Origin of the sequence: Massilia rubra (assembly GCF_011682065.1) — a bacterium.
In the GTDB taxonomy this organism is placed as follows: Bacteria; Pseudomonadota; Gammaproteobacteria; order Burkholderiales; family Burkholderiaceae_D; genus Telluria_A; species Telluria_A rubra.
In genome coordinates, this window is sequence record NZ_VUYU01000024.1 from 28,709 (window position 1) to 52,730 (window position 24,022).

Genomic DNA, 24,022 nt, shown 5'->3' on the forward strand with positions numbered 1-24,022 from the left:
TTCACAGCAGCGCCGCCTCATCAAGCGTGATTGCGCCCTCGCCTGTTTTGATTTCGGAGAAAACGATCAAGGTTTTGTCGCCCGATGCCTCCGCAATCTGGATGTTCTTCACGTAGGCGCCGCCGTCGAGCGAGATGGCGCCGATGGCCTTGGCCAGCGCCGGCTGGCGCGCCTTGAGCGCCACTTGCCAGGCGCCGCCGTCGACGCTGCCATCGACTTCGAACAGGGTCTCGAGCTGGCCCAGGTCGCCCGAGAGCAGCGAGAACAGCACGCTGTTAATCATGCGTACGGTCGGCTCCTGCTTCGCTTCGAGGCGCATCGCCACGCGCTCGCCCTGGAAGCTGACGATTTCGTCGCGCGTCAGGCGCAGGGTGTTCGGGAATGGCTTCAAGGTGCGCCACAGCACGCCCTTGCCGGCGACGACGCAAAAGCGGCCGTTCGACGCGAGCGGCTTTTTCATGCCGGCCAGGTGCTTGGTCTGGTCGAAGCGGCCGCACAGCATGCTCGGCTTGGCCAGCAGCGCCTGGATTTTGGCGATCGGCGCGGCGGCGTTGGCGGCTGCGCAGGAGGCGGCGATGGCGAATGCCAGGATCAGGCGTTTCATGCGGGTGTGACTCCTAGTTTTTCAAACAGCACGGGCGGCGACATGAAACACATCTCGCCGCTGGCGATATCGACCGCCACCTGGGTGGTGCTGGCGCGGTTCAGGCGCTTGCCGCTGGCCGCGTCGGTGATCAGGTAATCGATCTTGAGGCGGTTTTCGTATTCGACGATTTCGGCGCGCAGGGTCAGGCGCTGGCCGAACACGGCCGGCCCGATGTAGCGCAGGTTCATGTCGATCACCGGCCAGGCGAAGCCGGACGCCTTCATCTGCTCGTAGTTGTAGCCGATCTTGTCGAGCAGCGCGCAACGCGCCACTTCGAGGTACTTGACGTAGTTACCGTGCCAGACGATCTGCATCGGGTCCAGGTCGAAGAACTGGACCTGCATCCCGGTCTCGGCGAACCAGCGGCTCGGCGGCGCGCCCCTACGCATACAGGCTCCAGGCTTGCTCGCGCAGGCGCGCGATGAGCACGCGCAGCTCGGGCTCCAGGCGGCGGTCTTCCACCACCGGCGCCACGTCCACGCCGATCTTTTCCATCATGTCCATCAGCGCGGCCGGCGCGGGATGCTCCGGATTGACGCGCAGGCGCAGCCACACGCCCTGGCGCACCGTGATCAGGAGCGCGGCGACCACCTGCTCGGTCAGGTCGAGCACGCGCAGGCAGTCGCGCGCGGCGATGGTGCCCATGCTGACCTTGTCCTGGTTGTGGCATTCGGTCGAGCGCGAAAACACCGAGGCCGGCATGGTCAGCTTGAGCGCTTCGGCGGTCCATGCCGAAGAACTGATCTGCAAGGCTTTCAGGCCGTGGTTGATGGCCGCGCGTGGACCTTCGGCGCCGGACAGGTTGGCCGGCAGGCCGTGGTTGTAGCGGCTGTCGACCAGCAGCGCCATCTGGCGGTCGAGCAGGTCGGCCAGGTTGGCGACCGCATTTTTCATGCCGTCCATGGCGAAGGCGATATGACCGCCGTAAAAATGGCCGCCGTGCAGTACGCGTTCGCCTTCGGCGTCGATGATCGGATTGTCGTTGGCGCTATTGAGTTCATTTTCGATCGACTGGCGGAAGAACGGCAGCGCGTCGGCCAGCACGCCGATGACGTGCGGCGCGCAGCGGATCGAGTAGCGGTCCTGCAGGCGCTTGCCATTGCGTTCGGCCCGGCCCACGTGCAGGTCTTCGCGCAGCCATGCGGCCACGCCCTGCATGCCGGCGTGCGGCTTGACCGAGAACAGGGTTTCGTCGAAGTGATGGGCATTGCCGTCGAGTGCGAACGAGGCCATGGCGGTAATCCGCGTGCACATGCGGGTCAGGTAGTCGGCGCGATCGTAGGCCAGGCAGGCCAGCGCGGTCATGACGGCGGTGCCGTTCATGATCGCCAGCCCTTCCTTGGGGCGCAGGCGCAGCGGCGTGATGCCGGCTTCCCGCAAGGCTTGCGCGGCCGGGACCTGCACGCCGTCGCGCCAGACTTCACGCTCGCCGCACAATACCGCCGCCAGGTAGGAAAGCGGGGTCAGGTCGCCGCTGGCGCCGACCGAGCCTTCGCTCGGGATCAGCGGCAACAGGCCCGCGTCCAGGAGGCGCGCGATCTGTTCCAGCAGTTCGACGCTCACGCCCGAAAAGCCTTTCGAGAGCGACGCCAGGCGCGTGGCCATGACCGCGCGCGTTTGCGCAGGGGTCAGGTACTCGCCCAGGCCGCAGCCGTGATAGGTATACAGGTGGTGCGGCAGTTCGGCCACCAGCTCCGGGGGAATGACCACCGTGCACGAGTCGCCGTAGCCGGTGGTCACGCCGTAGATAGTGCCGTCCTCGCGCAGCAGGCGGTCGAGGAAATCGGCGCCGCGCGCGATCGCCGCGCGAAATACCGGATCAAGCGACAGTTCCGCGCTGGCGGTGCCGCGCGCAATATCGACAATATCCTCGATGGTGAGGCGCTCGCGGTCGAAGGTGACGGCGCGGCGGGTGGTGCTCGGGTCAGGGTGCATCGTGCTTGTCCAGATGGGGTAAGTGCCAGAAATCGTAAAAGTTGAACCACTCGAGCGGGGAACGGGTGCAGTGGTGCTGCAGGCGCGCCGCGTAATCGGCGGCGATGGCCGACACGGCTTCGTCGCGGCCCTTGCGTGGCAGGCGCACCGACTCGCGCAGCAGTTCGAAGTGGACTTCGTAGCCGCGCTTGATGCGGGTCGAGAACATCATGTAGAGCGGGCATTGCAGGATCGAGGCCAGCACGTAGGGGCCGACCGGAAAGGCCGCGTCAAAGCCCAGGAACGGCGCCGTTGCTACGCGCGGGTCGGGCGCGACCGGTACGCGGTCGCCGGCGATGACGACCAGTTCGCCGCGCCCTACCCGCTCCGACAGCATCATTGCCGTGGCCGGATTCATCTCGGTCACTTGCAGCAGGTTGGTCTGGCTGCGCGGGTCGAGCGAAGCGAGCATGTTGTTGAAGGCCTGCGCGTGGCGCGTGTGCACCAGCACAGTTAGTTTCAGGCCCGGCACGTCGTTCGACAGCACGCGGCACAAGTCGGCGTTGCCAAGGTGCGAGCAGACCAGCACCGCGCCGCGCCCTTCATCGAGCAGGCGCCGCATGGGCGCCATGCCGACATGGCTGACCGAGGCGGTGTCGAACAGGCCGCCCCACAGCAGCATCTTGTCGAGAATGGTTTCGGCGAAGCTGCCGAAGTGGCGCAGCACGCCGTACCAGCCTGTGGGGACCGGGGCAAAGGCGCGTACGCGGTCCAGGTAGGTCATTGACGCGCGGCGCGCGGCCGGCTTGGTCAGTACATACCAGGCCAGCACCGGATAGAGCACCACGCGGAACGGCCAGCGCCCGAACACGCGGCACACCCAGAACAGCAGGCGCATGCCGCCCACGAAGCTCGATTCCGAGATCGACGCCCAGTGGCTGGCGTGCAGGCGCGTCATGCGCTGCGCCATTTGCGGGCCAACAGCTTGGGCAGGCGGACCAGCATGCCGAAGAACAGGACCGTGTGCATGCGCGAAATGAGCACGTTGTCGCGAAAGGCATGGAAGTGCGACACGCCGTCGCTCGGATACGTGACCCGGGTCGGCAGGTTCACCACTTGCACGCCGTCCCAGAACAGGCGCACCAGGATTTCGGGGTCGAAGTTCATGCGCTTGCCGAGCGAGCAGCGCGCGTCGAGCGAGAGCACCGGCGCGACCGGGTAAATGCGAAAGCCGCACATCGAATCGCGGATCGCGAACGAGAGCGTGTTAATCCAGATCCAGACGTGGGTCAGGTAGCGCGCGTACAGGCGCAGCTTCGGCACCGACTCGTCGTACACCGGGCAGCCGGCAATCACGGCGCGCGGATGCAGGCGCGCCAGCGCGATGAAGCGCGGGATGTCGGACGTTGCGTGCTGGCCGTCGGCGTCCACTTGCAGCAGGTGCGTAAAGCCCGCTTGCGCGGCGCTCCTGAAACCCGTCAGCACCGCCCCGCCCTTGCCCTGGTTGACGGCGTGGCGCACCAGCGCGACCTTGCCCGGATACGCTTGCGCCAACTGGTCGAGCACGCGCGCGCACGAAGGCGAGCTGGCATCGTCGACCAACAGGCACGGCAGGTCGTGAGCGAGCACCGCGTCGACCACGGCGCCGATGGCGTGTTCGTGGTCGTACACGGGGATCATCACGCAGGGCTTGAACATGACTTACGCCGCGCGGCCGAAACGCAGCAGCGAGTGGCAATAGCCGATGCCGTCGCGCGCGGTGAGCAGTTTGAGGCCGGCCGCTTCGGCCAGGCGCACGTAGTCACCGCTCTCGTAGATCTTGCTGTTCCCGCTGGCCATGGCCGTGAAGTACGGCGAGGTGTTGATCAGGCAGTAGGAGGCGATGTCGTAGCGCTGGCGGTCCCAGAAGGTGTCCATCACCAGCAGCTGGCCCTGCGGCGCCAGCGCGGCGCTAGCGCGTTCGAGGATGGTGGCAATCGCCGGCTCGGAGAAGCAGCTCAAGAATTGGCTCATCCAGATCACGTCCATCCCGGACGGCAGCGCCAGGGCCGGGTCGAGCAGGTCGGTGGGGTGCAGGTGCGCGCGTTCGCGCACGCCGGCCGTCTCCAGCGCGCTTGCGGCGACCGACAGCTGGCGCGGCAGGTCGACCAGGTGCAGTTCGACGTCGGCGTTGTAGTCCAGCGCGACGCAGCTGAACTTACCGGTGTTGGCGCCCACGTCCATCAACTTGCGCGGCGCGGTGGCGAAGACGTCGGGCATGATCGACGGGAACGAGGTGTCCGAATAATAGTGGTCGAAGGCGAACCAGCTGGTCTTGGCCGGCTCCGACAATTCCGACAGGCCCTGGTACAACGTGGGCCACTCGCCCAGGGCTTTGAGGCCGATCGGCTTTTCGGCGTCGAGCGACTCGTCCAGCTTGAACAGGCCTTGGTAGCAAACGTCGTGATTGAAATCGATATTGATCTGGGTGATGCTGTCGGTAAGGACGCAAAAGCCCGCCTTGTCGAGCGCATAGCGCCCGCCATGGACGAACACCACCCCGGCCGACAGGCAGGTTTCCAGCACCACTTTGAGCGCGTACTCGGTCCAGCGGCCGCTGGCCGCCATCTCGCCCACGGTCAGCCCCGTTTCGCCGGCGTCTGCCAGCGTTTGCAGCATGCCGCGCTTCCAGGCGTAGCGCACGCACTGGAAGACCACCGGACCGAAGGCGATTTTTTGCGCTTCGAAACGGGCTTCGAAGGCGGTCTGGCGTTCAGGGGAGAATTTTTTATCTAACATGCGACGCTTCAGGTTAAGGGCCAAACAGGATGCGACCGCCGGCATGCTGCCCGGCGTCGGAGAAATAGCGGAAATGCAGGGTGCAGCTTGCGCTGTCGTACTTGAGCTCCAGCCGGAACGGCACATCGGGCCGCACCACTTGCTGGAACTTGAGCGCGTGGATGCCGCGGAACCCCGGCGCCACGGCGAAGTGCTCGCGCCCGTAGCGGATGGCCCAGTCGACCTGCACCACGCCGGGCAGCACCGGCGCCTGCGTGAAGTGGCCGTCGAAGTAGAACAGGGTCGACGGCACCACCAGTTCGAGCAGCACCCGGGCGCCGTTCGGCTCACCGTCCGGCGGTGCGTCGCGCTCGATCAGGCGCACCTGCGGCACGCGCGGGCGGGCGTCGCCCACGCCGAGCAAGGCAAGCAGCTGCGCATGGGTGGTCTTGCCCTGGGCGTTGAATGGCAGTTGATCGAGATAGCGCCAGCGGCGCGGCAGCGCCACCGCCTCCACCACGCCGCCCAGGTGGGCGCGCAGCAGCGCGTTGAGCGCCTGCTTGCCCTCGGCGCCCAGCAGCGCGCGCCCGCTGGCCGAAGCAACCACGAAGGCGGCCAGCACCTGGCGCTCGCCGGCGCGTTCGGGGCAGACGATCACGCGCGCTTCGCTGGCAAAGCCGGACGCCAGCAAGGCCGCTTCGATGGCGTCGAGCGAGATGCGCTTTTCTTCGATCTTGACCAGGCGGTCGCCCCGCCCGAGCAGCAGGAAGCGCGCGTCGGGCGCGGAACTGACGCGGTCTTCGAGTTCCAGCCAGCCGTCGTCACCGAGGTGGTGCGAGCGCACTTCGAGGCGCCCGCTGTCGGGCGCGATACGCCAGGCCACGCCGGGCAGCGCTTCCCATGCGCCGGGCGAGCCGGGATGGTGGCGGCGCCAGGCCACGCCGCCGGTTTCGGAGCTGCCGTAAATTTCGGTCGGGACGTGGCCGAGCAGGTGGGCGGCCGCCACCGACGCGTCGGGCGCGAGCGGGCCGCCCGAGGAGAACACCGCGCGCAGGCATGTCGCGGCGGCGCTCCAGTCCAGGTGCGACGGCAGGCGTTTCAAATGGGCCGGGCTGGCCACCAGCGCGCACGGGCGCTGGCCCAGCATCAGCGCCAGTTGTTCCGGGAAGGCCAGGCTGGCCGCGTGGATTGCGCGCCCGGCCGCCAGCGGCCACAGCACCTTGAACAGCAGGCCGTAGATATGCTGATGCGAGACGGTCGCGATGATCTCGGCGTCGCCCATGGCGGGGCCGAACAAGGCCTCCAGCGTGCTCACTTCGCCGGTCAACTGCGACAGTTTCTTGGGAATCGCCTGCGGCTCGCCGGTGCTGCCGGAGGTGTGCACCACCAGCGCGGGGAAGCTGGCGTCAGGGCCGCTCCATGGCAGCGCGCAGGCCTCGTCCTGCCGTGGGTGCAGCGGGGTCCAGCGCGGCGGGAACTCGCCCAGGAAGCAGTCGACCGAACGCGCCAGCGCGACGCAACTGGCGTCGAGCGTGTCGGCGCTGAGCCAGACGGTTTTGCCGGCCTGCCAGGCGCCGAGCAGCGCGGCGGCAAATTCGAGGCTATCGTCGATGTACAGGGCGGCATTGGCGCCGGGCGTACGCAGCGCCAGTGCGCGCCAGGCGCCCACGCGCGCGCGCAAGGCGGCCACGCTGACAGGCGTGCTGACCGAGGCGGCCTCGCGCCAGCCGGCGATGGCGGCGCCATCGCGCGCGCCGAGAACAGAAAACAAATCAACCATGATGCAATCGCTTAAAGCGCAGGCGTACCAAAAATTCAGCGGCGAACAGCACGCCCATCAGGCCGTACGAAATCACGCCGTTGTACAGCGACCAAACCTCTTGCGAAGCCCACAGCGCGGTGCCCAGCGCAATGGCGCCGTTCACCACGAAAAACCCGCACCATACCTTGGTGACGGTGCGCGTGTACGCCACCGCCGCCGGCGGCAGGTCCGGCTCGCGCATGCGCGCAAAGCGTTCGACCATCGAAACCGGCGTGCTCAAGGTGTACCCGAACGCCGCCAGCAGGCCGGCGTTGACCAGCACCGGGTACAGCTTCAATGGCAGCATGCCGTTGCCCATCACCGTCAGCGCCGCCAGCAGCAGGGCGCCGGCGACCGACCAGCGCGCCGCCGCGCTGGCCTTCATGGCCGGCAGGCGCGCGCCGGCGGCCAGCACCAGCAGCAGCGCCAGCCAACGCGGCTCCACCCTCCCCTGTCCATACCAGATGGCCAGCGGATAACACAGCGTGAGAACGACCGAGGTCGCGGCCAACAGCGCGGCCAACAGGCGCACGCTTATACCGCCTGTTCCTCGACCAGGGCATCGAGCGCGTTGACCACGTCGCCGATGGTGCGGATGGTCTTGAACACTTCCGGCTGCAGGCGCTTGCCGGTCAACTGCTTGAGCTTGACCGCCAGGTCGACCGCGTCGATGCTGTCGATATCGAGATCGGCGTACAGGTTCGACTCGGCCGTCAGGGCCGATTTATCGAGCTCGAACATCTCGGCCAGCAGATCGACAACCCACGCTTGCAGCTCGTCGCGGCTCATATTGTTTACGTCTACCATACAACCTCCATTACTTTTTGCGGTGGGTTTCAATCAGCGCCGCCAACGCGCGCACCGACGCGAAGTGGCTGCGGGTATCTTCCGAATCGGCCGACAGCGAAATGCCGTAACGCTTTTGCAGCGCGACGCCCAGTTCCAGCGCGTCGATCGAGTCCAGGCCCAGGCCTTCGACAAACAGCGGCGCGGCGCTGTCGATATCGTCGACGCCAATATCTTCCAGTTGCAGGACGTCGATGATCAGTTGTTTCACTTCTGTTTCAAGCATGGCCTTGGTACTCTCCAGTAAAAAATCGTTGCAGGTGATCCGTCAGATGACGCACCGCCATTACTTCGCTTACGCCGGCGCCGAGGAAGGCGCCGATTTCGATATCGTCTTTCACTTCAAGCCGGAACTGCACGAAGCGCTCCGGCACGCGCCACCACTTGTCGCCTTTGCCAAGCGTGGGCGGCTGGCAGTCGATGACCACCGGCGTCACGGCGCGCGCGCCGCGCACGGCGATGTTGGCGGCGCCGCGTTTGAGGCTGATTGCGCCGCCGGCCGGGGTGCGCGTCCCTTCCGGGAAAATGATCAGGTTGTTCCCGGCGCGCAGGGAGGCGATGCACGCCTCGACCAATTGCTCGCCGCTGTCGTTGCTGATGTAGCCGGCCGCGCGTACCGGGCCGCGGGTGAACGGGTTATTCCACAAGTGGCTCTTGACGATGCAGTCGGCGCGCTTGACGAACGCCATCAGGAACACGGTGTCGATCAGCGACGGATGGTTCGCCAGGATCAGCAGGCCGCCGCGTTCGAGTTTTTCGAGGCCGATGAATTCGTAACGCAGTACACCCAGGCCGCGCATCAGGCCCACAAAGCTGCGAAACGTCAGGCGCAGGATGGCGCGCGCCGCCGTCACGCGTGCCGCGCGCTCCCACACCACCAGCTGCAGCAGCGGAAACACCACGATGCGCAGCAGCAGGCCGCCGATCCCGAACGCCAGAAAACTCAGGCCGGTGGCGAGCACGCGCCAGTACCGGCCGATCCGCTTAACCATTGCGCGTCCAGGTCCATCGTTGCGGGCCGGCGTGGCGCACCAGGCGCGGCGCGCCGCTCAACTGAAAATGCAGCACGTCCAGGCCACCGGGCCGGGTGGACGCCGCCACCTCGCCGGCGCCGCCATCGCAGGCCAGGCTGATGGCGTCCGCGCCGGGCGCGGTCATCAGCCATGCCCACGCGTGCGGCTGTTCGTCGCAATCCTCGAAGTGCGCCAGCGCCGGCGGCAGCGCGCAATCGTACGCCACCAGCAGGACCATGGGCGCGCCGTCGGCCAGCAGGCCGCAGGCTTCGACCACCCCATGTTCCACCGTCGCCGCGCCGGCCGACAAGGCCATGTGATTGGCGCGGTCGGTGCGCGCGATCGAGAACAGGCCCGCGCTGGCGTTATGCACGGCCAGGCCGAAGCCGGTCGGCGACATCGGCTCGCCGCGCGCGAGCTCGCCCAGCAAGTCGACCGCGCGCGACACTTCGCCATGGCGCGAGCAGAATACGGCCGGAACGTTCGTGCGTCCATCCAGGCAGCGGTAAGCCACGTCGAGCGCCATCTTGCCCAGAAAACCGGCGCGACGGCGCAGCATGGGGGGCATCGCCGCCACGACCGGGTCGGCGCCCTCGCCGATCCGGGTCGGCGCTTGCGCCCATGCGGACCAGGCCTCGGCCGTTGCCAGCCCGGGCGCCCACGCCGAATGCGCAGCAATGGAAAACTTCAGCCCGTCTACTCGCATTGGGTACTATTTTCTATAAGGTACGTACAGCCCAAATTATAAGCTGCAGCTAATACTAGCTCCTAGGGGAATACTTCCATTCGAGAAACTAAAGTAGCACCAAGCAACAGAAGTGCGAATTGTCCCACTGTTAGCGGATTTTATGCAAATAAATAGCTGATACACAACAGGAACGGAGGCTGGAGGGGGGCCGGCGAGCAACAAAGACGATTCTCGACCTGTGCGCAGGTGGACAGTACTAGCAGGGTGGCGGGTGTTGCGAAAATGACGAAATGGCGCAAACCTTGGTGCGCAAACCCCGGTGTCAAACCCCGGTGTCAGGTCTGACATTCGGACACGACCTCGACACTACCGCCACCGCCGGTGTCAGGTCTGACATTCGGACTCGACCTCGACAGCACGACGATGTCTGACCCCAGTCGGGGGGGGGCGTTCAAGTGCACAGGTCGTGTCCGAATGTCAGACCTGACACCGTCTCGGACACGATGTCTGACACCAGCCGGGGGAGGCGTTTAACTGCACAGGCCGTGTCCGAATGTCAGACCTGACACCGTCTTGACACCGTCTTTGGCACACACCGTCTTGGCACCGCCTGGGGGACGCGCATCGCCTGTTGAACGCGTCGTTCGCCGCGCCGGCGAACGGGGAACTATGACCTTATTGCGCGGTCATACCATCATCGGCGGTGATGATGGCGCCGTTGATGAAGTGGCTTTCTTCGGCGGCGAGCAGCAGCAACAGGCCGTCGAGGTCTTCCGGCTTGCCGGGGCGCTTGCGCGGCAGCATGTCGATCAGCTTCTGGCCTTGCTCGGTGGCGAAGTACTCTTCGTTGATTTCGGTCGAAATGTAGCCTGGACAAATGGCGTTGGTGTTAATGCCATATTTGCCCCACTCCACCGCCATCGCCTTGGTCATCTGCACCACCCCGGCTTTGCTCATGCAGTACACGCCGATCTGCGGCAGCACGCGCAGGCCGGCCACGGAGGCAATATTGATAATGCGATGCTGCTTTTTGGGATCGCCCTTGGCGCGCTGGATCATGCGCTTGGCGGCTTGTTGCGCGACAAAAAACGCGCCGCGCAGGTTGGTGTCCATGACGTAGGAGTAGTCTTCCGGCGTCACGTCCACCAGGCGCTGGGTGGTCGAGACGCCCGAGTTGTTGACCAGGATATCGATCGGGCCGGCTTCGGTCTCGGCGTGCGCAATGGCCGACTTGATGCTGGCCAGGTCGGTCACGTCGAGCGTGACCACGTGCGCGGCGCCGCCGTCGGCTTCGATCTCGGCGCGCAACTCCTTGAGGCGGTCGGTGCGGCGTGAAGCGAGCACGACCTGAGCCCCGGCCCCGGCCAGGGCCTTGGCGAAACGTGCGCCCAGGCCGCTCGATGCGCCGGTAATGAGTGCGATTTTTCCTTCGAAATTTACTTCAATACCCACGATCGGCTCCTGTGCGGTGGTCTTGCGAAAGCATAATGATGTCACAAATTGCCAGTATTAGATGGCAGCGTCTAATATTGTCCGTAAAATGGCGCCAAAGTTGCAATCCTCGACAAAAAGCCGCACACTCGTGCTTAAATTTTTCTATCCCATGAAGAGACCATGACAGAGCCTATCAACATCCTCGAACAATACGGTCCGCGCGAAGCAATGGAGTACGACGTTGTCGTCGTCGGCGGGGGGCCTGCCGGCCTGGCCGCCGCCATCCGCCTGAAACAAATGGCGGCCGACAAGGGCCAGGAAGTGTCCGTTTGCGTGCTGGAAAAAGGCGGCGAAATTGGCGCCCATATCCTGTCCGGCGCCGTGATGGATCCGCGCGCACTGACTGAACTTATTCCAAACTGGAAAGAACTCGGCGCGCCGCTGAATACCGCCGTCACCGAAGACCGCATCCTGTTCCTGACCGAAAGCAAGGCGTACCAGACGCCGGGTTTCGTGGTGCCGGCCTGCTTTGAAAATCATGGCAATTATGTGGTTTCGCTGGGCAACGTGGTGCGCTGGATGGGCCAACAGGCCGAAGCGCTGGGCGTGGAAATCTTCCCGGGCTTCCCTGCCGCCGAAATCCTGTACAACGAAAATGGCTCGGTCAAGGGCGTGGCAACCGGCAATATGGGCGTCGACCGCCACGGCAAGCCGACCGCAGCCTTTCAGCTCGGCATGGAACTCCATGCCAAGTACACCATGTTCGCCGAAGGTTCGCGCGGCCACCTCGGCAAGCAGCTCATGGTCAAGTACGACCTGAACAAGGGCAAGGACCCGCAGTCGTACAGCATCGGCATCAAGGAATTGTGGGAAATCGATCCGGCCAAGCACAAGCCGGGCCTGGTGATCCACACCACCGGCTGGCCGCTCAAGTCGGATACCTATGGCGGTTCGTTCCTGTATCACATGGAAAACAACCAGGTCATGGTCGGTTATGTGATCGGGCTGTCGTACGAGAATCCCTATCTGTCGCCGTATGAAGAATTCCAGCGCTATAAAACGCACCCGGAAATCCGCACCTTCTTCGAAGGCGGCAAGCGCATTTCCTACGGCGCGCGCGCAATCACGGCCGGCGGCCTGCAAGCCTTGCCGAAGCTGGTGTTCCCGGGCGGCGCGCTGATCGGTTGCGAGGCGGGCTTCTTGAACATGAGCCGTATCAAGGGCAGCCACGCGGCGATCAAGACCGGCATGCTGGCGGCCGAGTCGGCCTTCGCGGCGCTGGGCGAGCAGCGCCAGCACGATGAATTGTCGACCTTCCCGACCGCGTTCGAACAGTCCTGGCTGCACGAGGAGCTGCACGTGGCGCGCAATGTGAAGCCGTGGCTGTCGAAAGGCCTGTACCTGGGCTCGATCATGACCGCCTTCGACCAGCTGATCTTGCGCGGCAAGGCGCCGTGGACCTTGCACCGCGATTATGGCGACCATGAGTGCCTGAAGCCGGCGGCCAACTATGCGCCGATCGCGTATCCTAAGCCGGATGGCAAGCTGACCTTCGACCGCTTGTCGTCGGTGTTTATTTCGAACACCAACCACGCGGAAGACCAGCCGATTCACCTGACGCTCAAGAACGACAGCATTCCGGTGTCGGTCAACCTGGCGCAGTATGCCGGTCCGGAGTCGCGTTATTGCCCCGCGGGCGTGTATGAGTATGTGAAGACCGACGAGGGCAAGGACCGCCTGCAGATCAATGCGCAGAACTGCGTGCATTGCAAGACCTGCGATATCAAGGATCCGACGCAAAATATCGTGTGGGTCACGCCGGAAGGTGGCGGCGGGCCGAATTATCCGGGAATGTAAGTCCGGCAGCGTCGGTTTCGCCATGGCGAAGCCGACGCCGACGCTGCCCGCTCAATGCGGCAAGCGCGGCGCCCCCGCAGCCGCCATTGCTTCGAACTCCTGCGCCGGCATCGGTCGGGCAAACACATAGCCCTGCGCGTAATCGCAGCCGGCGTCGACCAGCAGCGCACGCTGCACCTTGGTCTCCACCCCTTCCGCCACCACTTTAAGCCCCAGCTTGTGCGCCATGACGATGATCGCTTCGCACAGCGCCAGGTCGCCCACGTCGTTCTCGAGCGTGGCCACGAAGGACTGGTCGATCTTCACATAATCGATATCGAAGCGCTTCAGGTGCGACAGCGATGAATATCCGGTGCCGAAATCGTCCAGCGCGACCTGCAAGCCCATCGCGCGAAACTGGCGCAGGCGCTCGATGACCTGGGTCGCGCCTTCGAACAGCACCCCTTCGGTAATCTCGATGACGATGCTGTTCGCAGGCAAACCGAGCTCGTTCAGATAATCGAGCCAGCTCAGATACAGGTCGGCGTCGCGCCGGAATTGCACCGGCGACTTGTTGACGCTGATCTGGAACGACGGGTCGATACTGCGCTGCCAGCGCTGCACCTGCTGCGCCACCTCGCGGAACACCCAGTCGCCGATCTCGACAATCAGCCCGTTCGACTCGGCAAACGGGATGAACTCCGCCGGCCCCAGCAAGCCGCGCGTGGGATGGCGCCAGCGCAGCAGCGCTTCGGCCTTGTGCACCGTCCCCGTCTGGAGCGACACAATCGGCTGGTACACGATCTCGAACTGGCGCAGCGCAATGGCTGCGCGCAAGTCGTCGGCAATGCCCTGGCGCGCCTGCGCCGCCTGTTGCAGATTCGGCGTGACATAGCTGAACTGGTGGCCGCCGGCATGTTTGGCGACCGCCATGGCGCGTTCGGCGCGCTCGAGCAGGTGCCCGACGTCGCGCCCGTCCGGCGGATACAGGGCGATGCCGATGCTGGCCGACAGGAACGCTTTCTCGCCGCCCAGATCGAACGGCATGGCCAGCACCGCGACCACGGCGTGGGCGATGCGCTCGACGCTGCCGACATGGTCGAGCCCCGACAAAATCACCGTGAACTGGTCGCCTTGCAGGCGCGCCAGGGTATCGCTCGAACGCACGCAGTTGGCGATGCGCCGGCTCGCTTCGATCAGCACCAGGTCGCCGAGCGCATGGCCGAGGCGTTCGTCGACCTGCTTGAAGTGGTCGAGGTCGATGAACAGCAGCGCCAGGAAGGCGGCGCCGCGATCGGCCTTGCGCGTTTCGTGGCCCAGCCGGTCCATGAACATGTGGCGGTTGGGCAGTCCGGTCAGGGTGTCGTAGTTGGCTTGATGCCAGATCAGCTCGGTTGACTGCTTGCGCTCGGTGATATCGGTGACCAGCGCCAGCACGCCAAGACAGGCGCCGTCGGCGTCGAGGATGGGGCTGGTCGACATGGTGGTCCAGACCACCCTGCCATCCTTGCCGATGAAGCGGTATTCGTACGGCGCCGGCACGCCCTGGGCGCGCTCGGCGATGCACTGCTCGAGCATGGCCATGCCCTCGTCATCCATGAACGAGAGCAAGGGGCGCGCCAGCATCTCTTCGATGCTGTAGCCGAGGATCTGCGCCATGCGCGGGTTGACGAAGGTGGTGCTGGCGGTGGCGTCGATTTCCCAGATACCTTCGCCGACGCTGTGGACGATGCGCCGGAAGCGTTCCTCGCTGCGTTCGAGCGCGGCTTGCCGGCCTTCGGCGCGCTCGACCACGAGGCGGCAAGCCTGGCCGCTGCCGTCGGCGCTGCCATGCAGGGTGACGTCGAGCGCGCTGTCGTCGGGCGTTCGCAGGCGCATGCGGCAGGTTTCGCCCTTGCCGCTATTGAGGGAACGGGCAAAAAATCCGTCGAAGTCGGGCAGGAAGGCGGGCACCACGAAGGAGCGAAAATGGTGCAGGCCGGGACTGGCGCGCGCCACCCCGAGCATGGTGGCGCCGACCAGGTTAACCTGCAGCATGGTCGTGTCGAAGGCGAGCAGGAAATAGCCGACCGGGGCCAGCAGGTACAAGTCGCCCGAACGGGCCAGGTCTTGCTCGTGGCGCAGGCGCTCGATGGTCACGCCACTGCTGTCAAGGGCGGGGGCAAGTGCTTGAGCCTGCGGGGCGGTGGGCACGGCGGCCGGCTGTCCGGGATGCCAGGCGAAGGCGCCACCCGGCAGGGCGCTGTCCGGCCCTGCCGGGCGCGGCGCGGCCTGGCGCGGCCCGGCTTGGCGCTGATGCGCCTGCGCGGAACCCTGTGCTGCCGGATCGTGATCCTTGTCCATCTCACCTCGCACACATAGCACACGCCAGCGAACCTGCCACGCACCGGCACGCAAGCAGCGCAGGACGGAAGGTGGAAGCACTGTCGCCTAGACTAGCATGGGCGCGGGCGCGATGTCGAGCGCCGTCTGGACGCAGCCGGCGATCGCGCCGCATATTCGTGCGGCGCGATGCAATCGTCAGCGCTGCGCGCGGTTCAGGCGCCGTTCCAGGTAGCGCTGCAGCGCTTCGAACAGCAGGCTCAGGCACCAGTAGATCACGGCCGCGGTCATATACAGCGGCAAGGGATTGGCGCTGCCGGCCACCGCTTCCTTGGTCGCAAGCATGAGCTCGCTAATAGTGACGACCGAGACCAGCGAGGTATCCTTGATCAGGCTGATCAGGGTATTGCTCATCGACGGTACGGCCACGCGCAAGGCTTGCGGCAGCACCACGTGATACAGGGTAAACCAGTAACCGAGGCCCAGGCTGAAGCTGGCGCGCCACTGGCCCTCGCTCACGCCGAGCACGGCGCCGCGAATGCTCTCCGACAGGAATGCGCCGGCATTGAGCGAGAGCGCCAACACGCCCGCCACCACGGGCGGGAAGTCGATGCCGATGCTGGGCAGCCAGTAGTAGATCACGTACAACTGCACCAGCAGCGGCGTGCCGCGCATGGCGCTGACGTACAGTTCGGCGGGGGCGCGCACCAGTTTCCAGCGCGACAGGCGCATCAGGGCGGTGGGAAAGCCGAGCAGCAAGCCGCCGACCATCGAGGCCAGCGCAAAGGCGACCGTGTAGCCGGTGCCCTTGAGCATCGACGGCGCGGCATCGCGCAACAGTTCGGCCAGTGCGGCCCAGTCCATCGGCAGCGCCCCGGATCAGGGCTGCGCGGCCGGGCGGCTGACGTCGCTACCAAACCACTTGACCGAGATTTTTTTGAGGCTGCCGTCGGCCTGGGCCTCGGCCAGCGCCTTGTTCAAGGCGGCCTTGAGCTGGGGATTGCCTTTGCGGATGGGAATACCCATGCGCTCCACATTGCCGACACGCGCGCCGGCCTGGATCGGCAGCTTGGAATGATTGAGCAGGTAAGCGACCATCAGGCTGTCGTTGAGGGCGGCGTCGATGCGGCCGAACGCCAGGTCCTGCAAGGTTTCCGGCGCGGCCGGGTAACTTTTCACGTCGATACCGGGCACGGCCTTGGCTTGCTGCTCGTAGACACTGCCCTGCCCCACGCCCAGTTTCTTGCCCTTGAGATCGGCGAGGCTGGCGTAGCTCGCCTTTTCATTCTTGCGCACGATCAGTTGTGGATTGGAATAGGTGTACGGTTCGGAAAAATCGAAAGTTTGCTCGCGCTTGGGATTGATGCCCACCTGGCTGATCGCCACATCGAACTTGCCGGCGGCCAATCCAGCCAGGATGGCGCTCCACTCGGTGGTGACGAACTCGGGCTTGAGACCCAGGCGCGCCGCCAGCAAGGTGGCGACGTCGACATCGTAGCCGGCCAACTGGTTGGCCTTCAAGTCCTTGAAATTGAAGGGCGGATAAGTGCCTTCCATGGCAATTTTCAGGGTGCCGCGGGCTTTGACGGTAGTGAGCAGGTCAGCCGCGCCGGCCGGCATGGCCAGGGCGGCGCCGATCAGTCCGAGGGTCAGGGTCAGGGTCAGGCGGCGACGGGAAAGGATGGGCATGGAGGCGGCAATGTTATGGAAAAGAAAATCAGTTTAGCGCGAATAGCTCGCTTTACGGTGGCGTCCGCCAAAATTGTGTCCGACCACCAGGGTGGTGCTGGCGACCAGGGTCGACAGGCCGATGATGAGCTGGACCAATTTATCGTCCGGCAGCACCCACAACTGGCCCTGCGGCGCCTCGACGCCGGTGGCGGCCATGATCAACGGCGCGATCCATGCGGCATCGTCGTCGACGTCGAGGATGACGGCGTCGGCGCTGGTCTGCATATAGATATTGCCGCCCACGGCCAGGGTAAAGCAGACGCCGTAGCCGGTTTCATGCGGGGCGATGTGTTCGGTCAGGCTCTGGTTGTGCTCGTCGATCCACAGTTCGACGTCTTGCGGCGTTTCCAGGGCGGTCCAGGGACGGGGGCGAAAGCGCGGCGCCGGTGCTGGCGCGGGTGTTTCTGAGTTCATTGCGTCCTGAGAGTTAAGCGATAACGGCGCGTATCGTACGGCATTTTCGGCCGCGCGTACATGGGCGTGGAACCAACGCGCGCATGGGTGGTCATAGTAGCGTTAACGGGAGGCCTGATGATGAAGCACGCCGAGAAATACCGTCCTGCGAGCAGGCAGTATGTATCCGAATTCGAGCAATTCATGGACGGCTATCTGGCGCGCCATCCGGAAGTGGAGCAAGACCGCCAGCGCGGTTGGTATATATGGTGGGATCACCGCGTCGACCTCGATGAGCTCGACAAGCAGCGCGAGAATGCATTGCCGGTCAAGCCGTATGTGTACGATTGAATCATTTAATTGTTCAATGTAAATTTCTATTGCGAATTAGAATTTTCGGGCTATGATGAAGGTGCGCGGTTCGCTTATTTGGTAAAGCCCAGTCAGGAGCGTCTCAGACCGAATGACTGATAACCAGGTTCGATTCCTGGACCACGCACCAGATTCGACAGTGTCCACACAGGCAAGCGCATTGTTCTTGCGCGCCCCGGTTGACAAGCGCGCCGACGCGATTGAAGATCGCATGATGACCAGCCCAAGCCGAGAAGAAGTTGATGCAAAGCTGAAAACCATCGAGACGAAAGTCGACGGTCGGTTGGCGGCGATCGAACTCACCCTTGAGAGCGGCATCTCATCGTTAAGAACCAATATGGACGCCCAATTTGCCAGGTTTGAGGCAACACTACACAAATCACAAGCCGATACCCTCAAGTGGGTAGTCGGCGTCGTCCTCTTACTCGGGACGATTGGGCTCGCCATCATGACATTTCTTTTCAATAACGTCGTGACGAAGGCGCCAGCCGTCGCTCCACCTATCGTGATCACGATCCCGTCACCTCCCCACGCCGTGCCCGACAATTCGTCTTCCAGCTGGACTTCACCCACACGAAAAGAAAGCCGCTGACACCAGCGGCCTGACCCGCCCCGCTCCCATCTTCCACCCAGCCGGCTGCCTGGCTTGCCCGACATCACCTCGGCTTAGGGCTTTGCCCTGAGCCGCCCCCCCCTTTGTTTTTCCAGTTTACTACTGTACATCCATACAGTATATTAACTCCCGGTTACATCACCTTCCAGCTTCCCATGCACATAGCCTGGCCGCCGGGGTGCGTCCATTTTTGCTTGTTTGTCGAGCTCGTTCATTTTGACAGGGATGCTATGAAGAAGAAACTTGCGGTCGGCATGATGCTGGTGCTCATGACGGCCGGCGCAGCACGGGATGCGGCAGCCGACGTGACCGTCGTCGTCGCGCCGAATGCAAAAGAGGATGCACCGACGTGGCGCGCGAATACGACGTTCGGTCGTCATCCATCGATATGCGCAACGCCGGATCTGATCCGGAACGTTGCCGGTGGCGATCCACTGGCCAACCTGCGCGACGCGCACAAAGATCCACGGCGCTGCAAATTATCGATTTGCATACCCGCCTCGATCAACCTGGATGTCGTCTGCGAGTTGACCACCGCGCGCGATAGCGAGGGCCGGTACAACTGCAGGATGGTGATCAACGATTTTCTGCGACATTGCACGGAAAGCTGCCACACCGGCGACTGGAGCTGGCTGGACAGCTATCGCGGGCCATACTGATCACGCTCCACCCGGCGAACTACCGGGTCCCCGGCACGGTCCAACCCATTTTCCTAACTTGGAGATGGCGTATGGAAAGGCTGAAGGAAACATACATCAGGGCATGTCAATTAGTCGTGCAAGGCAATTACCCTGATGCCCTGGAAGCATTCGTCTGGCTGCACGATCATCCGGTGCCGGACGAACCCATCTCGGAAGTATTCAGACGGGCGTGCGGCTTCCAGGCATGGGGCTTATTGGGCACGGTGTATGCGCCGGCCAGGGAAAGGATGCAAGAGATCCTTTCAGCCAAGCTCGCTTCCATGAAAACAGGCATGCCGGACAAGGCACTCGCATCCGACGTCGTGGTGATGAAAAGCATTCTCGCTAAGTAGTGTGTAAAAACCAGGCGCCGCTCGCGGCCGGGTAAAATGGACGGCCACCGGGCAAGGCGCGCTCGGTCGGGCATTGGCGGCTTAATGGCCTCGATGATGCACGCTGCCCTGCTATAACAGTCTTTTGGCCACCGAAAGCCCGCCACAGATTGGAACTGTCGCCCTGAGGAACTGTGTCGATCCCTGTTAAAGCGCCGCGAAAGATGAGTGATTCCTCTACCAGTCTGGCCAGGCTTGCCATGCGACTGCGCGCCGTCACGGAACGTCCACCGCAGCTCTGCAAGCAGTTCCTGGAAGAGCTTCCGGAGGCGAATCGCGTCGCCTACGTCGCGTACATGGAATCGAATAAGCACAGCTATTTTATCGACCCGGTGGAGCTCGATCCGGCAGTGCGCGCCGCGCTGGCGGAACTGCGTTGTGAAGCCGGCCAACTGAGCGAGCAAGGGGAATTTGGCAGAGGCATGGGGAGTGGCGGCAGTCGTTCAGCATGGGTAAAGCGCGAATTACTGGAGCGTCACGGCATCACCTGGAGAACGCCTTGGGAAATGAACCCCGATTGCGCTTTCGACTGACACCCGCGCGGTACGATCTTCGTCGTTGGCGCGCTGGCGGTCCGAATGGGGCTGAGCGTGGCTTATTCAGAAAAACAGGCTATTGCCGGAACTGGCTTTGTCACACCGACAAAGCCAGCTGAACGCGGCCTTGGCGCGAAGTACACGCCTCATACCGTTCGTGTAACGGCCTCTTCCGGCTCGAAGCCGATGTCGGTCACCAGGCCGGCTTCATCGAGGAAGAAAGTAACCCGCCCGGCGAGATACTCCAGCGTAATCACTTCACCAGGGCGCACGGTGCGGACAGGTCGTCCGATCAAATCGCGCAGGGAGACGGGCACGCTCTCCGGAAAGTTCCAGGGCCAATTCTGATGGTTCATGGTTTTCTCCAATCGTTGATATGCGTAACACTGCCGCAGGCAGCACGGCTGTTCAACGATCATAGCGGCGCGAGCGCTCCCGCGCAGCGAACACATCAACGATGCGCACAGCGGCAGGGCCTGCCCGCAGTAGCGCCTCGGATCGGCAAAATACAAATTTCCGTTGGGGAATTTTGGCAAAATCATTAGCTTAAGTACCCTGCAGCTATAAAAACGGGTACGTTAACTTCCTGATCGAGTGCAGACTATGAAAACTTTTACGTTATCGCTTGCCCCGTTAGCGTTGCTGGCGGGGTGCGCGGGGCCTGGCCGGTTCTTACTATGTGCGTAGCGAACTGACCTGGACTGTGCCATTCCACGGCGTCCAGGTCGGCTTGCTCACCTCGAAGGAAGATGTCACCGAGGGCGAAGTCAAGACGATCATGCTGAACGGGGCGAAGTAGTTTCTTGCCCGGCCGGCCGCAGCGCAGGGGGCCGGCCGTGGCTTGCTTTAGCGCTTGGCCAGGGCGGCAAGCGCCTTTTGAAGCTCAGCCGCAATCTCGGCGTCGATTGCCTTGCGGTAGTCGGGGCCGCGCTGTTTGCGCAGGTGCGCGTCCATCACGGCGTTGTAGGCCGTGGCATACGCTTCCTGCCAGCGCGCGGTCTGCATGTCGCAGCCGCTGGACTGGATGACGGCCTCGATGCCATGCTTTTTCATGACCTGCACCGGAATCTCGGCGTGCAGTCGCATGGGCTCGACTTCTTCCGGACGCGGCGGCGGTCCGCCACCCACGCTGTATTGCAAGCGGTCCTTGCCTTGGGCAATCGCGATGCGCGCATCGCGCTCCCCTTCCCGGGCCCGCTTGATGACTTCCGGATCGGCGGCGGACCGGGAGGCCGCAGGCTTCGCCTGTTCCGTCGACCAGGCCAGCGTGGCCAGCCCGGATGCGGCGCTGAACGCCACGACGGCAAAAATAACTCGCATGGTTGTCACTCGGCAATTAAAAATCCATAGTGGCATAAATACCGCCGATTGGATAGCGCCGCCGACCTTAACCCTTCCAGGTCCGTTTCAGTCCCGTATCGGCATGAATCCAGCCGCCGCGCGGTCCGGAACGGTAGTAATAGCCGACACCGCCCTGGCGGAAACTGCGCACCAGGCCGCCGAGCACCTCGCTATTGAGGTTGGCGATGCGGATATCGGCCGCCTTGCCTTCGATATGCAGCGACTGGCGCGCCGCCGGCACACCCGCTTCGCGCAACTTCTCGTTCGACTTGGAGGTGCGAAAACCCGACAGGATTTCCAGCGGTTGCTCGATCCCGTAACGCTCGAGGAACGCCTGGGTGCCCCACAGCGTTTCGAACAGCTTGGGGTCGATCGGCGCGGTCTCCTTGCCGTTGACGTCGCGCATCAGGTGGCACAGTTCCTGATAGGCGGCATCGATGACCTGGCCATCCTTCCAGTACAGCACCTTGGTTTTCTCGCCGCTTTGCGGACGAATCATCGTCAGCACGCGCGGCTTGAGCCAGAAATCGAGATCGAGCGCTTGCGCGTCGAAAATATCGGGAGGAGGCGCCAGTTCGGTCTGCGCGACCGAGGCGCTTGGTGCCGCAGGCCGGGCCACAGGGGCGGGCTTGCCCGCTTTGGCGGTCTGGAGCGGCCGCTTGGGCTTGTCCGACGCCGACGGCGCCGCGCTGGCGCTGCCGCAGCCGATCAGCGGAACGGAAATCATGCCCATGGTGGACAGGCATAAACCTTGATGTAGAAAATCTCTGCGCGTGGCCATGACGAATACTCAGTAAACAAGGCGCACACTATAGCGCAAGCTTGCCCCGCGCACAGGGCGCACGCGCGTTATTGACCGCTGCAGTGACAAAAACGCTTTTTCGGCGCCGGGTCGCAGGCGTCGGTCGCGTTCAGCTTCTTCCAGAAGAAGTCGCATTCCAGCCCGTAACAGCTCATTTCCTTGCCCGCGAGGATGTAGCCATTGCGCTCGTAAAACTTGCTGGCAGTGACCGTACTATTGAGGCGCAATACGCTCACGCCCCAGGCGCGGGCCTGGGCTTCGACACCGTGCAACAGGGCCTTGCCGACGCCGCCATACAGCGCTTCGGGCAACACATAGCACAGCGACAGCTTGCCGGCCTGGGTCAGCAGGGCCACGCCCACCACCACCCCGTCGCGCTCGGCGATGAGAACGTGGTTGGCCGGCGACACGAACCAGCTCGCCACATTCTGCGGCGTCTTGTTGCCCAGCCATGCCTTGAGCAAGTCGGGGTCGTTGCGATGATCGGCCACGCAGCACTCGGAAATCGAGCGGCGCAACACATCACACGCGGCGAACGCGTCGTCAGGCACTGCTGTGCGAATCTCAATACCCATGTGTACCCATAGTTAATAATCAGAAGAAATAGTTGTTGCCGCCACTCAATCGCAACCCACCAACTATACCAAGAACCGGCGACATGACCTGTTGCGAATCTGCCCAATCCAATCAGCCTACCCCGACCCGCAGCCGAACCCAACGAAGAAAATCAAGGAAGCTTATGCAACGCTACCCGTACCGGGCAGTCTAAGCATATGACAAAACAATCCTTCCGTTTTGGCTGCGGATTTTAGACCATGCGTCTCAGTTCCTACAATAGAAAGCCCAAGAGAACACCATGAAAACAACATGCAATTTGCGTACCCGCCGCGCGATCCTGGCGCTGGCCGCCGGCCTGGCCATCCTGCCGCTCGGCGCCAGCGCCGCCGACGCCCAGTTGCTCAACGTGTCCTACGACGTGGCCCGCGAGCTGTACAAGGAAATCAACCCGGCCTTCATTGCCGACTACAAGAAGACGAGCGGCGAGACGGTCAGCATCAACATGTCGCACGGGGGCTCGAGCAAGCAGGCGCGCTCGGTCGCGGACGGGCTCGAAGCGTCTGTGGTGACCATGAACCAGGCCAACGATATCGACATGCTGGCCGAGCGCGGCGTGGTCTCGCCCGACTGGGCCAAGAAATTTCCCCACAATGCGGCGCCGTTTTATTCCACCATGATTTTTTTGGTGCGTAAAGGCAACCCTAAACAGATCAAGAACTGGGACGACCTGGCCAAGCCGGGCGTAAAAGTGGTCATTCCGAATCCGAAAACGGCCGGCAACGGTCGCTATACCTACCTGGCCGCCTGGGGCGCCACGATCAAGAAGGGCGGCACCGAGGCCCAGGCGCGCGAGCTGGTCACGCGCATCTTCAAAAACGTGCCGGTGCTCGACGGCGGCGGGCGTGCGGCCACCACCACCTTCACCCAGCGCGACATCGGCGACGCCCTGGTGACGTTCGAGAGCGAAGTGCAGATGGTGCGCACCGAATTCGGCGACAATTTCGAGGTCGTCTATCCGCCCGTGTCGATCCTGGCCGAGTCGCCGGTGGCCGTGGTGGACAAGGTGGTCGACAAGCGCGGCTTGCGCAAGCAGGCCACGGCTTACCTGAACTTCTTGTACTCGGAAGCGGGCCAGACGATCGGCGCGAAGCACTTCCTGCGTCCGCGCTCGGAAGCGGTGGCCAAGAAATTTGCCGCCAACTACAAGCCGATCTCGCTGTTCACGGTCGACGAGGTCTTCGGCGGATGGAAAAAAGCGCAGAAAACCCACTTCGACGACGGTGGCGAATTCGACAAAATCTACCAGGCCAAGTAAGCCTGGTTGGCCGCTTCCGCCATCGGCGCGGA

General features: G+C 63.7%; 28 protein-coding genes and 1 tRNA gene. 8 read left to right on the plus strand and 21 right to left on the minus strand.

All coding sequences use genetic code 11. The features are described from left to right. Position 1: 1 nt before the first annotated feature. The 13 genes from F0185_RS26345 to F0185_RS26405 all read right to left on the minus strand — a co-directional run bounded on the left by F0185_RS26345 (position 2) and on the right by F0185_RS26405 (position 11,117). Entirely contained in the window at positions 2 to 604 is a 603-nt protein-coding gene (locus F0185_RS26345) for an outer membrane lipoprotein carrier protein LolA (RefSeq protein ID WP_167229610.1), read from the minus strand. After that, positions 601 to 1,035 carry an acyl-CoA thioesterase gene (locus F0185_RS26350; protein WP_166890879.1) on the minus strand — a complete coding sequence of 145 codons (435 nt, stop codon included), beginning with the start codon at positions 1,033 to 1,035 and terminating at the stop codon, positions 601 to 603. Before F0185_RS26350 ends, F0185_RS26345 begins: the two co-directional genes overlap by 4 nt. Next, a complete protein-coding gene (locus tag F0185_RS26355) occupies positions 1,028 to 2,581 on the minus strand; it encodes an HAL/PAL/TAL family ammonia-lyase (protein WP_167229613.1) in 1,554 nt (517 codons plus the stop codon). Before F0185_RS26355 ends, F0185_RS26350 begins: the two co-directional genes overlap by 8 nt. Continuing rightward, positions 2,571 to 3,518: a lysophospholipid acyltransferase family protein gene (locus F0185_RS26360; protein WP_167229615.1), complete on the minus strand. Its 948-nt coding sequence runs from the start codon at positions 3,516 to 3,518 to the stop codon at positions 2,571 to 2,573. Before F0185_RS26360 ends, F0185_RS26355 begins: the two co-directional genes overlap by 11 nt. Then, the gene (locus F0185_RS26365) at positions 3,515 to 4,258 is read right to left on the minus strand and encodes a glycosyltransferase family 2 protein (protein ID WP_167229618.1); all 744 of its coding nucleotides are present in this window, start codon (positions 4,256 to 4,258) and stop codon (positions 3,515 to 3,517) included. The genes F0185_RS26360 and F0185_RS26365 overlap by 4 nt, the downstream gene beginning before the upstream one ends. Positions 4,259 to 4,261: 3 nt before the next feature. Continuing rightward, positions 4,262 to 5,338: a class I SAM-dependent methyltransferase gene (locus F0185_RS26370; RefSeq protein ID WP_167229621.1), complete on the minus strand. Its 1,077-nt coding sequence runs from the start codon at positions 5,336 to 5,338 to the stop codon at positions 4,262 to 4,264. A gap of 13 nt (positions 5,339 to 5,351) precedes the next feature. Beyond that, positions 5,352 to 7,097, minus strand: coding sequence for an ApeI family dehydratase (locus tag F0185_RS26375; RefSeq protein WP_167229623.1), 1,746 nt, complete (start codon positions 7,095 to 7,097; stop codon positions 5,352 to 5,354). After that, positions 7,090 to 7,641, minus strand: coding sequence for a COG4648 family protein (locus tag F0185_RS26380; protein ID WP_370664072.1), 552 nt, complete (start codon positions 7,639 to 7,641; stop codon positions 7,090 to 7,092). The genes F0185_RS26375 and F0185_RS26380 overlap by 8 nt, the downstream gene beginning before the upstream one ends. Positions 7,642 to 7,652: 11 nt before the next feature. Continuing rightward, positions 7,653 to 7,925, minus strand: a complete 273-nt coding sequence (locus F0185_RS26385; protein ID WP_229477196.1) for an acyl carrier protein — start codon at positions 7,923 to 7,925, stop codon at positions 7,653 to 7,655. Positions 7,926 to 7,935: 10 nt separating this feature from the next. Beyond that, complete coding sequence (locus tag F0185_RS26390; protein WP_166890863.1) at positions 7,936 to 8,190, minus strand: phosphopantetheine-binding protein; 255 nt, start codon at positions 8,188 to 8,190, stop codon at positions 7,936 to 7,938. Then, positions 8,183 to 8,956: a lysophospholipid acyltransferase family protein gene (locus F0185_RS26395; RefSeq protein WP_167229626.1), complete on the minus strand. Its 774-nt coding sequence runs from the start codon at positions 8,954 to 8,956 to the stop codon at positions 8,183 to 8,185. The genes F0185_RS26390 and F0185_RS26395 overlap by 8 nt, the downstream gene beginning before the upstream one ends. Further along, the gene (locus F0185_RS26400; protein ID WP_167229629.1) at positions 8,949 to 9,683 is read right to left on the minus strand and encodes a beta-ketoacyl synthase chain length factor; all 735 of its coding nucleotides are present in this window, start codon (positions 9,681 to 9,683) and stop codon (positions 8,949 to 8,951) included. The genes F0185_RS26395 and F0185_RS26400 overlap by 8 nt, the downstream gene beginning before the upstream one ends. A gap of 657 nt (positions 9,684 to 10,340) precedes the next feature. Continuing rightward, the gene (locus F0185_RS26405) at positions 10,341 to 11,117 is read right to left on the minus strand and encodes an SDR family oxidoreductase (protein WP_166879616.1); all 777 of its coding nucleotides are present in this window, start codon (positions 11,115 to 11,117) and stop codon (positions 10,341 to 10,343) included. A gap of 162 nt (positions 11,118 to 11,279) precedes the next feature. Between F0185_RS26405 and F0185_RS26410 the strand changes: the two genes are divergently transcribed. Then, complete coding sequence (locus tag F0185_RS26410) at positions 11,280 to 12,956, plus strand: electron transfer flavoprotein-ubiquinone oxidoreductase (protein WP_187362660.1); 1,677 nt, start codon at positions 11,280 to 11,282, stop codon at positions 12,954 to 12,956. A gap of 51 nt (positions 12,957 to 13,007) precedes the next feature. Here F0185_RS26410 and F0185_RS26415 read toward each other — a convergent pair whose 3' ends face one another. From F0185_RS26415 to F0185_RS26430, 4 genes are all read right to left on the minus strand, one after another. Next, a complete protein-coding gene (locus F0185_RS26415) occupies positions 13,008 to 15,278 on the minus strand; it encodes a putative bifunctional diguanylate cyclase/phosphodiesterase (RefSeq protein WP_167229632.1) in 2,271 nt (756 codons plus the stop codon). 177 nt (positions 15,279 to 15,455) lie between these two features. Next, complete coding sequence (locus F0185_RS26420) at positions 15,456 to 16,121, minus strand: amino acid ABC transporter permease (RefSeq protein ID WP_167229635.1); 666 nt, start codon at positions 16,119 to 16,121, stop codon at positions 15,456 to 15,458. A gap of 15 nt (positions 16,122 to 16,136) precedes the next feature. Further along, positions 16,137 to 16,946: a transporter substrate-binding domain-containing protein gene (locus tag F0185_RS26425; RefSeq protein WP_166890849.1), complete on the minus strand. Its 810-nt coding sequence runs from the start codon at positions 16,944 to 16,946 to the stop codon at positions 16,137 to 16,139. A gap of 33 nt (positions 16,947 to 16,979) precedes the next feature. After that, complete coding sequence (locus tag F0185_RS26430; protein WP_167229638.1) at positions 16,980 to 17,402, minus strand: hypothetical protein; 423 nt, start codon at positions 17,400 to 17,402, stop codon at positions 16,980 to 16,982. 117 nt (positions 17,403 to 17,519) lie between these two features. Between F0185_RS26430 and F0185_RS26435 the strand changes: the two genes are divergently transcribed. From F0185_RS26435 to F0185_RS26460, 6 genes are all read left to right on the plus strand, one after another. After that, a complete protein-coding gene (locus F0185_RS26435; RefSeq protein WP_167229641.1) occupies positions 17,520 to 17,732 on the plus strand; it encodes a DUF3460 family protein in 213 nt (70 codons plus the stop codon). A gap of 63 nt (positions 17,733 to 17,795) precedes the next feature. Further along, positions 17,796 to 17,883: transfer RNA gene (locus F0185_RS26440), tRNA-OTHER, on the plus strand. Then, entirely contained in the window at positions 17,845 to 18,345 is a 501-nt protein-coding gene (locus F0185_RS26445) for a hypothetical protein (RefSeq protein WP_167229644.1), read from the plus strand. Before F0185_RS26440 ends, F0185_RS26445 begins: the two co-directional genes overlap by 39 nt. Before the next feature lie 251 nt (positions 18,346 to 18,596). Beyond that, a complete protein-coding gene (locus F0185_RS26450; protein ID WP_167229647.1) occupies positions 18,597 to 19,025 on the plus strand; it encodes a hypothetical protein in 429 nt (142 codons plus the stop codon). Positions 19,026 to 19,096: 71 nt separating this feature from the next. Next, positions 19,097 to 19,399, plus strand: a complete 303-nt coding sequence (locus tag F0185_RS26455; RefSeq protein ID WP_167229650.1) for a hypothetical protein — start codon at positions 19,097 to 19,099, stop codon at positions 19,397 to 19,399. A gap of 203 nt (positions 19,400 to 19,602) precedes the next feature. Beyond that, positions 19,603 to 19,971, plus strand: a complete 369-nt coding sequence (locus tag F0185_RS26460) for a hypothetical protein (protein ID WP_167229653.1) — start codon at positions 19,603 to 19,605, stop codon at positions 19,969 to 19,971. 149 nt (positions 19,972 to 20,120) lie between these two features. Here the strand turns inward: F0185_RS26460 and F0185_RS26465 are convergent, their stop codons facing one another. The 4 genes from F0185_RS26465 to F0185_RS26480 form a co-directional block, all read right to left on the minus strand. Then, entirely contained in the window at positions 20,121 to 20,330 is a 210-nt protein-coding gene (locus tag F0185_RS26465) for an I78 family peptidase inhibitor (RefSeq protein ID WP_166890833.1), read from the minus strand. Between the two features lie 490 nt (positions 20,331 to 20,820). Continuing rightward, positions 20,821 to 21,330 carry a hypothetical protein gene (locus F0185_RS26470; protein WP_167229656.1) on the minus strand — a complete coding sequence of 170 codons (510 nt, stop codon included), beginning with the start codon at positions 21,328 to 21,330 and terminating at the stop codon, positions 20,821 to 20,823. Positions 21,331 to 21,361: 31 nt separating this feature from the next. Beyond that, positions 21,362 to 22,048, minus strand: a complete 687-nt coding sequence (locus tag F0185_RS26475) for a YcbK family protein (protein WP_229477197.1) — start codon at positions 22,046 to 22,048, stop codon at positions 21,362 to 21,364. A 116-nt stretch (positions 22,049 to 22,164) separates the two neighbouring features. Then, positions 22,165 to 22,692, minus strand: a complete 528-nt coding sequence (locus tag F0185_RS26480) for a GNAT family N-acetyltransferase (RefSeq protein WP_167229662.1) — start codon at positions 22,690 to 22,692, stop codon at positions 22,165 to 22,167. Between the two features lie 281 nt (positions 22,693 to 22,973). Between F0185_RS26480 and F0185_RS26485 the strand changes: the two genes are divergently transcribed. Further along, positions 22,974 to 23,990 (plus strand): sulfate ABC transporter substrate-binding protein, encoded by a 1,017-nt coding sequence (locus tag F0185_RS26485; protein WP_167229665.1) that lies wholly within the window; start codon positions 22,974 to 22,976, stop codon positions 23,988 to 23,990. Positions 23,991 to 24,022 lie beyond the last annotated feature (32 nt).